The organism is Paenibacillus taichungensis, assembly GCF_003287275.1.
GTDB classification, from domain to species: Bacteria; Bacillota; Bacilli; order Paenibacillales; family Paenibacillaceae; genus Paenibacillus; species Paenibacillus taichungensis_A.
Genome location: NZ_QEVW01000027.1, coordinates 1 through 10553, shown reverse-complemented (window position 1 = coordinate 10553; position 10553 = coordinate 1). Strand labels below are relative to the sequence as shown.

Annotated in this window: 13 protein-coding genes and 2 pseudogenes; all 15 read left to right on the top strand. The window is 48.1% G+C overall.

The features are described from left to right. Positions 1-656 (top strand): annotated as a pseudogene (locus DC345_RS29615) (DNA packaging protein); the annotation flags it as partial. Continuing rightward, positions 657-2138 (top strand): phage portal protein, encoded by a 1482-nt coding sequence (locus DC345_RS29610; protein ID WP_113056186.1) that lies wholly within the window; start codon positions 657-659, stop codon positions 2136-2138. Then, positions 2131-2961: a phage minor head protein gene (locus DC345_RS29605; protein ID WP_113056185.1), complete on the top strand. Its 831-nt coding sequence runs from the start codon at positions 2131-2133 to the stop codon at positions 2959-2961. The genes DC345_RS29610 and DC345_RS29605 overlap by 8 nt, the downstream gene beginning before the upstream one ends. Positions 2962-3055: 94 nt before the next feature. Next, entirely contained in the window at positions 3056-4309 is a 1254-nt protein-coding gene (locus DC345_RS29600) for an XkdF-like putative serine protease domain-containing protein (protein ID WP_113056184.1), read from the top strand. A gap of 29 nt (positions 4310-4338) precedes the next feature. Next, on the top strand, positions 4339-5271 hold the full coding sequence (locus tag DC345_RS29595) for a phage major capsid family protein (RefSeq protein WP_113056183.1): 933 nt from the start codon (positions 4339-4341) through the stop codon (positions 5269-5271). Further along, positions 5271-5600: a Rho termination factor N-terminal domain-containing protein gene (locus DC345_RS29590; protein WP_090811576.1), complete on the top strand. Its 330-nt coding sequence runs from the start codon at positions 5271-5273 to the stop codon at positions 5598-5600. The genes DC345_RS29595 and DC345_RS29590 overlap by 1 nt, the downstream gene beginning before the upstream one ends. Next, a complete protein-coding gene (locus tag DC345_RS29585) occupies positions 5578-5964 on the top strand; it encodes a head-tail connector protein (protein ID WP_090811574.1) in 387 nt (128 codons plus the stop codon). Before DC345_RS29590 ends, DC345_RS29585 begins: the two co-directional genes overlap by 23 nt. Then, entirely contained in the window at positions 5961-6284 is a 324-nt protein-coding gene (locus DC345_RS29580) for a hypothetical protein (RefSeq protein WP_113056182.1), read from the top strand. Before DC345_RS29585 ends, DC345_RS29580 begins: the two co-directional genes overlap by 4 nt. 13 nt (positions 6285-6297) lie before the next feature. Next, complete coding sequence (locus DC345_RS29575; protein WP_258530920.1) at positions 6298-6798, top strand: HK97 gp10 family phage protein; 501 nt, start codon at positions 6298-6300, stop codon at positions 6796-6798. Continuing rightward, positions 6798-7268, top strand: coding sequence for a hypothetical protein (locus DC345_RS29570; protein ID WP_258530919.1), 471 nt, complete (start codon positions 6798-6800; stop codon positions 7266-7268). The genes DC345_RS29575 and DC345_RS29570 overlap by 1 nt, the downstream gene beginning before the upstream one ends. Beyond that, entirely contained in the window at positions 7265-7510 is a 246-nt protein-coding gene (locus tag DC345_RS29565; RefSeq protein ID WP_258530918.1) for a hypothetical protein, read from the top strand. Before DC345_RS29570 ends, DC345_RS29565 begins: the two co-directional genes overlap by 4 nt. Then, the gene (locus tag DC345_RS29560; protein WP_113056179.1) at positions 7491-8843 is read left to right on the top strand and encodes a phage tail sheath subtilisin-like domain-containing protein; all 1353 of its coding nucleotides are present in this window, start codon (positions 7491-7493) and stop codon (positions 8841-8843) included. Before DC345_RS29565 ends, DC345_RS29560 begins: the two co-directional genes overlap by 20 nt. Continuing rightward, complete coding sequence (locus DC345_RS29555) at positions 8844-9287, top strand: phage tail tube protein (RefSeq protein WP_113056178.1); 444 nt, start codon at positions 8844-8846, stop codon at positions 9285-9287. A 60-nt stretch (positions 9288-9347) separates the two neighbouring features. Next, positions 9348-9758, top strand: a complete 411-nt coding sequence (locus DC345_RS29550) for a hypothetical protein (RefSeq protein WP_062319527.1) — start codon at positions 9348-9350, stop codon at positions 9756-9758. A 153-nt stretch (positions 9759-9911) separates the two neighbouring features. Beyond that, positions 9912-10553: pseudogene (locus DC345_RS29545) on the top strand (tail tape measure protein); the annotation flags it as partial.

Here is a 10553-nt window from a genome sequence, read left to right as displayed (position 1 = left end):
ATGAAATTGATTTTGTTAAAGAAAAGGTTGTCCCGGCTCATGCGGGGGAACTGGTCATCTATCGCCAGCCGGAACAAGGCAAACGGTATATCTTAGCGGCCGATACGGCCAAGGGTACCGAAGATGGGGACTATGATGCTGCTTATGTGATTGATGCACGTACAGGTGAAATGTGCGCCGCTCTTCACGGCAAATGGGACACAGACTTGTACGGGAAGAAGCTGAACACGCTGGGTTTGTATTACAACATAGCATTGCTGGCAGTTGAGAATAACAACACCGGGGAATCTGTTCTCAATACGTTGTTCAACACATGTCATTACCCGCTGCTGTTCCTTCACAAGAAGGGAAAGCTTGGCTGGGAAACCAACAAAGCAACCCGTCCTGTGATGATCAGTGATTTCAAAGAGGCCATTCGTGATGAGCTTTATGATATTTACTGTCCAGAACTGTTCGGTGAGTGTATGACGTTCATCGACAATAAAGGCAAAGCGGAAGCAGACAGCGGCTGTCACGATGACCGAATCATGGCGTATTCCATTGCCCTGCAGGTGAGACAAGTAGCTGACAAATGGTTTGAGTGGTTCAAGAAAAAACAACAGCAACAGGAGGAATCGAAGCATGAAGAACACAATGGGGGAGCGGGGTGGATTTAATTGAGTGAAGGCAATGCATCATGGGTTCCATTTGCGAAGGAAGAGGGAAAGCACATTCCATCCAGTGCCCAACTTCCCGATGTATTCGACAGCTTATACGATCGTCATGGCCTGTTGTCATTCGAACCGGGTAACGATCCGACCAGCTGCAGACAACTTGTGAAGAATAGCAACATCATTCCCCAGTGCATCGAGGCCTACAAACGCAATATTGCTGGCCACGGCATTGCGCTGGAATATTTGCCAGGTGAGAGTGATGAAACGGCCAAGGAAGAATGGAACCGTGCAGAACGCTTTTTGGAAACCTGCAATCTTGAAGACAATCCTGAAGAGATCATTGGCCAACTTATTGAGGATTTGGAAAGCACGGGGATGGCCAATATGGAAGTTTCTTGGCCTACAGGTAGCGAGTTTCCGACAATCTTCCGGATGGACCCGAAGTATGTTCGCTACACCAAGGAAAGTAATCCAGCGACTATCAAACGCAAACGGCGGATCAGTTCCACCAAGACGGTCGAGGAATTCACTCAACAGATTTACGCACGTCGTTATGCAATGAAGCGGGGAACTTCGGTTGTATGGTTCCGGTTGTTCGGTACTGAAGGTAATGAGAATCAGGTCATTCCGTTGAAGATCGGCAATGATGGGGCCTACGGTGAACCCCGTTGGTTTGGTAACGCGCCTGGTGTGGTTGGCTCACGTGAAGCTGAGGAATTGAACGTATCATATTTCTCGAATGGTCGGATGCTCTCAATGATACTGACTGTGACTAATGGGCGACTCACTCAACAATCCATGGAGTTGTTGAGCAAGGTCAAAGGATCTCAATCTCAAGGCGGTATTCTTTACCTTGAAGCCAAAGGGCAAGAGACAGGCGGCCCACTGGACGAAAAGGTTGAGAAGGTATCCATCAAGATGGACAAGTTGAATGACTTGCTGCAACAGGATGCCCTCTTCCTGGGTTATGGGAAGGAAAAGAAGGCTGATATCTTGTCATCCTTCCGATTGCCGCCAATCCTTGTTGGACAAAGTTCCGACTATAACCGGGCGACAGCTCAAGCAGCGCTGCAATTTGCTGAGGAACAGGTTTTTGAGCCTTACCGTAAATGGATCATGAATGAGATATTCAACAAGCGATTGTTCCCGGCCATGGGAATCTTCCGAGTTAAGGCGGTGCTTCGGGCACCAAGCATCATTGATCCAGCAGATCGTAAGGCAATGCTCGACTTTATCGCTGACCGCGGCATTATGTTGGTCCGCGACTTGATCCCAATTGCAGAAGACGTTTTGGGTACGACGATCGATGAAAGCAAGTTCAGCCCGGAATACCTTGATACGCCAATTGCACAATTGGCAGGAAGTCAACCAGCTATCCTTGATCCGGAGGGAACAGGTGACGCTGACGACCTGCAGGAGCGTGTATCGATTATTGCCAAGCGTTTACTGAGGAAAGGAACTGCTGAGGTGGGCGCTCATGTGTGAAGCCTGTTGGGAATTGATTGTCAAAGCTGATGATGATGAGTTTCTTGATAGTTTGGAATTGTCATATGTGGAACGTAAGCTGCTGGAAGAGTTGTACAAGCAAGGCGAGGATCGGATCATGGAGATTCTTGAGCTTCAGGGGCAAGCCCTTCAGGATGCAATAGCTGAACTAAGCGAGGAAGCGTTAGGAAATATAGGCGAGCTGGGTAACGTTCTTCTTGGTTTGCATACAACTGATGTTTTTGCTGATCTTTTTGAAACAGCGGTGCAGGAAGCTTTTGAACCGCTGTTTGACTTGGCTGGCGAGTCCGAATTGCTTGAGCTCAACGATGAGAAGACATGGAGCATAGGCAACGAAGCGGCCAAGCAGTTTGTGAAGGAGATCGGCAGCCTGGTACCCGATATGAATCAGTCTTCAATGGATACGCTCCTTCGTAGCTTCGAAAAGGCGATCGAGGAAGGGAATACACCTTCCGAGCGGGCTTTACTTGTGCAGGAGATCAGCGCTATAGCTGCTACTGGTGAAGATGGACCCTTTTCGATGCAACGAGCGCAACGCGTTTCCCGAACCATGAGCACGGCAGCAGCTAATGGAGGTAAGTTAGAAGGTTGGAAGCAATCCGAGATTGCCAAGGGTAAGAAATGGCGTTCTGCTGCCGGCACGAGAACCCGAAAGACTCACCGCAAGGCAAATGGTCAAGTCGTGGATCTGGATAAGCCGTTTAAAGTGGGCAAAAGTAAGCTGATGTATCCGGGTGATCCTGCGGGTGAAGCAAAGGAAATCATAAATTGCCGTTGCACGATGCAACTGGTACTTGATTAGTGAGGTGAACTGAATATGAGAAGCGTTGGTATGGTGCTGTTGTGGTCATGCCTGTTAGCCATGCAATTATTCCTGGAAGGAGGTGAGAGAAGAAATGACCTACAAAATGAAGGACGCAAAGATTACGCACTTGTCGCTGGTAGATAAGGGCGCTAATGGTGTGCCGTTTGCCATTATCAAAGCAGCGGGCAAGAATGCTATTCAAAAGCAAGTCCAAATTGCCAAGGTGGATGACACGCAACACATCGTTATTGGTGTGGTATATCAGCCTGATGTCGAAGATGTCCATGGTGACATGATGGATGCTGTCGAGATCGAAAAGGCAGCTCACTTGTTCATGGAGAACCAGCACACCTACAACATCGATAAGCAACATGATTTGGACGCTGACAAGGGCTATGTGGTCGAATCATATATTGCCCCATGTGATATGGAGATTGGCGACCAAGTAATTGCAAAGGGTTCATGGGTCGCTGGTGTGAAGGTGACTGATGATAATGCCTGGGAAGAAATCCAAAAGGGCGACATCACAGGATTTTCAATGTTTGGCGTGGGTAAACGTGAGGAAGTAGAGGAAGAGGTAGTTTCTAAGGGACTCATGCAGACCATCAAAAAGGCGATTAACACAGCGGTGGCACCGATCATCAAAGGTGTTGTTGCTGACAAATACAACAAAAATCGTAAGAAACGTGAGTTTTGGGCGGCGCAAGATGCATTGAATGATGTCTTGTTCCGTTGGGACTCGTGGGAATCGGGAATGGAAACAGATCCCGAAGTTATTCGTGATGCTTTACAGGATTTTGTTGAGATCGCCCAGGACGTTTTGGTGCAGGAAGACATCGTGAAGGCGATAGGCAAACCGCCTGAAGCTATTGTCAAAGCAGGCAAAAAGATTTCTGCCAGCAATCTGCAGCACATTGATGATGCTATTGCTACACTGACTGATCTTAAAAACAAAACAGCTCCTGCAGATGATGAGGGGCAAGAGGAGGAAGACGATTTGAAACCAGAAGATATTGCAAAAGCCGTTCAGGCTGCTGTTGGACCTATTGTTAAACAAATGGAAGTATTGGCTGCTGATGTAACTGAACTGAAGAAACAAGAAGGTGAGGGTGATCCTGATCCTAACGTTGGAACACCGAATGCGGGAACAGGCGCTAATCCAGAAGCTGATGCAGTGACTGATGCCATTGCCAAGGCTCTCGCTCCATTGACTGAGCAAATGACCACGTTGGCTGCTGATGTGCAAATCGTTAAAAACAGCCGCGGTGGATCTGCTCAAGGTGGCGCCCAGGATGAAAATATTCACAAAGCTGATGGCAGCGTAAGCTTCAGCGGCTTGCTGTAGTTCAAATTTGAAGGGAGACTAATAAACATATGAGAACCAATGGACAAGTTATCAAATCTACTACTGTTACATCAATGGATTCGCCAGCTCTTAACTATCAGCAAGTTGATGCCTTTTTGCAAATGGCTTATGAATCCACTTCATTCTTGAAAGGTATTCGTACAGTTACCCGTACAAGTTCTAAGGGAACTATTGATAAAATCGGGGTAACTGGTCGGAATCTTCGAGGTAAGGTGGAAAACAACTCAGTAAGTAAGATTACACGCCCAACGTTCCCTCAAGTGCCATATGCTGTTGCACCTGTTGTGCTGGCATTTGAGATTACCGAAGAGTTCATCCGTCAAACGCAACGCGTGCGTGGCCAAAATGCTGAGGATATCATCATGACAGCTATGACTAAGAACTACGCGGATAACATGCAGGATCTTGGCTTTAATGGTGATACATCTACACCAAACACTGATCCAGATTATGATTTCTTGAAAATCAACAATGGATGGTTGAAGAAAGCTAAGGCAGAAGGAAATCTCGTAGATTGGGCAACACTGCCTGACGAAAAGAAAATCGGGATCTTCTTTCAACTGGAACGTGCTGTACCGACACGTTTGCGTGCTGCAGGTGAATTTAAATACTTCATGCACCCCAACACGTTCTCCGAGCGGTTGGAGAAGTTGGCCGAGAAGGACACTAGCGCATCCATTCAGTTGCAAATTATGGGTGGCGTGAAAAAGATCAACTCTTATGATGTTGAAGAAGTCGCGCACATGCCTGAAGGTGTCGTAATTTTCACGTATCACGATAATTTTGTTCTGGTGAACACTTATGACATGCAAATCCGTAAGACGACTGAAGGTAAGGAAGCAATTTACGAGGATAAACGCTTCTATGCTATCCATTCTGACTACGATTCCATCTTTGAAGAGCCGGGCGCTGTGTCAATTGCGGAAGGGGTGACGTTCTAATGCGTAAGGTGACCTTCACAGGCAAAAACACGTCAATATCCAAATATGGCCATCGTTTCGTACCGGGCAAGCCTATTCTGGTTGATGCTGAGATCGCGGAAAAGCTGAGTCAGGAAGAACACTTCACAGTTGAAGACATTCAACCTGACCCAGCTCCACCAGCTGACGATAGTGGCAAGGACGATGGACCAAACCTAACTTTGCTGAAGGAGCAGGCAAAGGCTGCGGGTATCAAAGGGTATTCATCCATGAACAAGCAAGAACTGACCGATGCACTGGCAGCTCTGCCGCAGAAGGATGATCCTTATGCTAACGCCCCAACTTCTTAAGACTCGCAGTCGGGTTGCACCAATTCAGGAAGCTGAAACGGAGCAGTTGGAACAGTATATTGATGATGCACAAGTGCGAATTGAATTGTATTTGCCTATTCCATTCCCCGAAGAAGTGGATCGGCAGCTTATGCTTGCATGGGTGAAGCTGGCCGAAGGGCTTTCTCTGCAAGATAGCGAGGAATACCTTGCTTCCGTCGCCCGGAACTATGCTTCTGAGAGTGACGGGGCTTGGACATACACACGTCAGGCCATCGCAGGGAAGACCACGGGGAACCCGGACGTGGATGCGATCCTGTTCTTGTGGGTGAAGAAACAACAGGAAGGGCCGGACGATGGCAACATCACGGCCTATTTGCTGTGAATCACCGATTTAAAACGCCGATTGCTGTCTACCGGGTGGGCAGCAATCGTGATGGTGACGATCTGTTTAATGATCGGAAGAGCGGGAAGATTGCGGACCTCAAATGTCATATCATCAAGACGGAAACTTCCGACAAGGCTGATGCCAAACCCGTGATGTACATCGTCAAAAAGACAATCGGTGTTCCGAAGACAGCTGACGTTCGGGTTAGTGACGAAGTTGTCCTCTTTGGACGGCGCTACTTGGTTATTGATTCTGATCCGCGCCGTTATTGGCGTGAATTGTTGGTCACGTGTGAGGTGAAGGGCAATGATCGTTAACGACTTTGACGGGATGGCTAGGCGTTTCAGAATGCTGGCCGACAAAGGAATGAAGCAAGTCCTGACCAATATTGCCGAGGCTATGGGTGAGAGCCTGTTAAGTCACATTATTGACGAGATTGATCGGCAAGGCCTGATTGATACGGGCTTGATGTGGAACTCATTCACTCGTGGCGGTGACGGTAACGTATGGGAATGGGACGTGGACCGAAATGCGATCACACTGGAGGTCGGTTCCGATTTGGGATCGGGTTCATCCAAACAAAGTGAATGGGGTTATCCCCGTCTGATCAATGAAGGCTATACAATTCATAAGGCTCACTTTGTTCCGGGGTATTGGAACAGCGGTGGGTCTTTTGTGTATGACCGAAATGCCAAAGGTGGATTTATGGCCAAGCCGCGTAGCTTCATCGGTCGGAAGTATTTTGATATTGCTGTAGCCCAATTTGAAGGCGGGATGAATCAGCTCATCATACAACGCCTGGACAAAGAAATGGAAAGGGTGTTGCGCTGATGGATGCAGGCTTGAAGGCTTGGGCTGAGATTGTAAGGCGTGTTTATCCGAACCTGACGATCTTGCGGGACCGGACACAGTGGCTGGCCGGAAACTTTGATACACCTTCTGTTTTTATTGAGACGGATCTTGTATCAGATAAAGTTAATAGCCCGCGTGCTAACCGGATAGTCGAAGATGTGGGGCTGGTGTTCCATTTTGACAAGGAACGTGTGACGGAGGAAGACGAAGGTGAACCTATTCCCTTTGATCTGGCTCCGTTTTTCACATTCTTACGCCAAAAAAAATACCTTTACGCTTCGAAACGCTTTGGTGTTGCACTCGTTATGGAACCACCACGCAACCGACCTGAAAAGGATCGGGTTGAAATCACCTGCAGGTATTCATATCTTCTGTCAGTGCCAAAGGCTCCGGTACCGAAGATTAATGAATTCCATATCGGATATGAAGGAAAGGAGCTCATACCATGAGCACAACACGAAAGGAAAGGCTTGTTGCCGCTGTCCAGGAAGATCTGAACAAGCGTACCAAGCAAGAATGGATTGAGGGTGCAGCCGCCTTGAAGCATGAACGCTTTGAGGTGGCGGGCGCCCTTTTTGATTGTAAAGCCGATACACTGCTATCGCAGCAGGAAGTACAAAATCGACTGGATGCATACTTGCGACCAGCTGTAACGAAGGAGGAATCGTTGAATGTCGATTCAGAGGGTTAGACCAGGGGGATACGTTGAGTTGATCGCTTTGGCCAAAGCAAGGGTAGTGCCAGTAACTGGCCGTGTGCTGATCCCATATCAAGCGGAGTGGGGGGCAGTCAACCAAGCTGTTGATATGGCGGACACTTCCGAACGATTAAAGGAAAGCGGTCTGCAGGTGGATGAGTTGGAACTGGCATCCGAAACAGGGGCAACCGTAGTCGGGTACCGCGTGACGAATGGATCTGAAAAGACTGCTGCTGTCACAGTTACTGATAGCTACACCATCGAAGCGCGTTATCCTGGTTTACGCGGTAACGATTTTGAGTACATGATCCGGGCCAGCTTGGTGGATGCGGCCAAAAAGGAAATCATCATCCGTGACACCAAAGGGATTTATGATACGGAGACATACACGGTGGCTGATAAGACTGCAGCTGAAGAAGCGTTGAAGAAGTCCAGTATGGTCCGGTTTAAGTCTGCGGGGACAGTTGCCTGGGCAGATGTATCTTATACACCGCTAACAGGTGCAATAACTGGCACTGCAACAATCACAGCGTCCGACTGGAGTCGTATTTTTAATCGGGTGGATGGCCTCACTTTCGATGTGTTCTATTTACCTTCCACTGACGCAGCTGTCCAAGCGGCTGCAAAACAATGGCTACTGGATCGCCGGATGAAGGCCCGCAAACTCGCTCAGTTGGTCGTTGCTGGCCCTCCACTGGATGATACCGACATTGATAAGCATAATGTTCGTAGCCGAGCTATGAACGCGCGGTACATCGTCAATTGTTCACTTGCTGGCACACACACCAATGGGAAAACGTACAACTCAGTGCAATGGGCTGCATGGGTGGCTGGTCTGATGGCTGGTACGCCTGCGAATAAGTCCTTCACAGGGGTTAAGGTACCAATGATTCAGGCTGCCATTGATTGGAGCCATAGCGAGGTTATTAAAGGCTTGGCTGAAGGCACTCTGATGGCTACGCGTGATGGATATGACTATATCATTGAATCAGCAGTGAACACGCTGACCACGATGGGAGCAGGAGAACGTGAGGACTTCGGCAAAATCCGTGTTTCCATGACAATTGACCAGGTGCTGAACGATATCTATTCCACCGCCAAGAAGTGGAAGGCCAAACTTGATAATGATAAGGATGGCCGGGGTATGTTTATTGCTGCTGTGCTGGAATATCTGGCGATCCGCAGGAGCCAGAAGGCGATTGATGAAGGATACACATTTGTAGAAGATCCAAACAACGTGAGTGACTTCGATTATGCCTATTTCAAACTGTTCGCTAAACCGCTTGATGCTATTGAAGCATTTTACATTACATGGGAGGTGGCATAATTGGAACGCGAACTTATTGGCCGGAATCTTTCTTGTGAAGACGATAACGGGGATGCTGTTCAAACCATTAAAGAAATTGAGGTTACACTGAATCCTGAAACATTGGATATTGTCCGAGCTCGCCGAATGGCGAAGACTAAACAAATTGTGGGTTATGAAATCCCGGTTAAACTGGTCATGTCCAAACTGGAATCTAGGATGCGTTATCGTCTGTTGGAGGACTTTAAAGCTGGTAAGACTATGTTCCTCGATCGCATCACTGGTTCTTTGGAAGACATGCAAACGGGGAATACAGAACGGGTCCTTTTGACTGGGATTCATATCCACGGCAACATGGACATCTTGGTTGCCCAGATCGACAGCAATACTGGTATTGATATCACGTTGGAGGGCACAGCTACGGATTTCGAATTTGTAGAGAAATTCCCGGATTACATGGCATAGGAGCGCTTCGGCGCTCCCTTTTCGTTTGAAAAATATACGAATTATATTGGAGGAATCATAATGAGCGACAAATTACAAAAATATCTGGCAGCCGGTACAGAAGCGGCCAAACCAGAACAAATTGAAGTGCCTGTGGATGGGGAAAAATGGTCTGTGCGTCGTCTGACCACTATGGACCTGCGCCGAGCTTATGAGGCAGCATATAACGATGATGGCACAGAAAAAGGGTCGTTCAATGACATTGATGCCATGATAGTAAAAGCAACAGAGCATGATTTCGATTGGAAAAACATTGAACTTCTGAAGGCGTACAATTGCGTGAACAAAAACGAGTTACCGCCACGTATGTTAAACAACCCTGATCACTATGCTGTGTTGGCTAAGGCGGTTCGTAACTTCCAAGAAACAAAGGAAGAGTTGCTTAAAGAAGCAAAAAACTCATCCGGCGAGACGGCGAAGCAAGCTGGATAGCATCCTTTTGGATCAACCAGAAGAAGTTACCTTCCGAAGTCTTGCCGTATGAAGTAAATCGGAACAGGCAGTATCATTTTTGTTTGGCCGCATCGATGTTGGCCGAAGAAGAAATGAAGAAGCTCAATAAGAAATAGGGAGGGGGTGAGAGATATGGCTACGGCCAGTAGAATAACCGTACCTATTGAAGCAAGGGATCTCGTATCTGGTACGCTGCGTCGTATGCAGAGCGGGCTTAGAAATACGCAAGACGATGTTGGTGGTCTTCGCCGTGCTGCAGATCGTATGGGGAGTGAGTTTTCATCGTCCATACATCGTGCTGGGGAGTCGGCTCGTGATCTTGGAGCCCAGGTTGGACGAGCTGCAGACGAAACAAGGCAGCTCGGTCATGCTGTGGTCGGGGACTTATTCCGACGGGCACGTTCCAGCGCCGAGAACTTCCGTCGTTCTGTGTCTCGTGCAGATGCTGAGGTAAAGGGTGTATCTGATGCCCATGTAAGACTACATGCCGACGATCAAATCAGTCCCCTGGTCGATAACATCTCTGCCAAAATATCCGGGCTTGCTGCCCTCGGTGGCGGGTTGGTGTTGGGTGGCGGCATGTCTGATGCAGTGTTCGGCGGTGTAGGGGATTATTACAAGGAATCTTCACGGCTTGCCCCATACTTATCAACTCAGCAGCGTTCAGATGTTATGGCCACAAATGATCGATTAGTTGCTCAAGGGCTTATCTCTGATAGAGCCACAGGAGCTGCTGAACTTTCTACCCTTACACCTATGGTCCAGGACAAATCC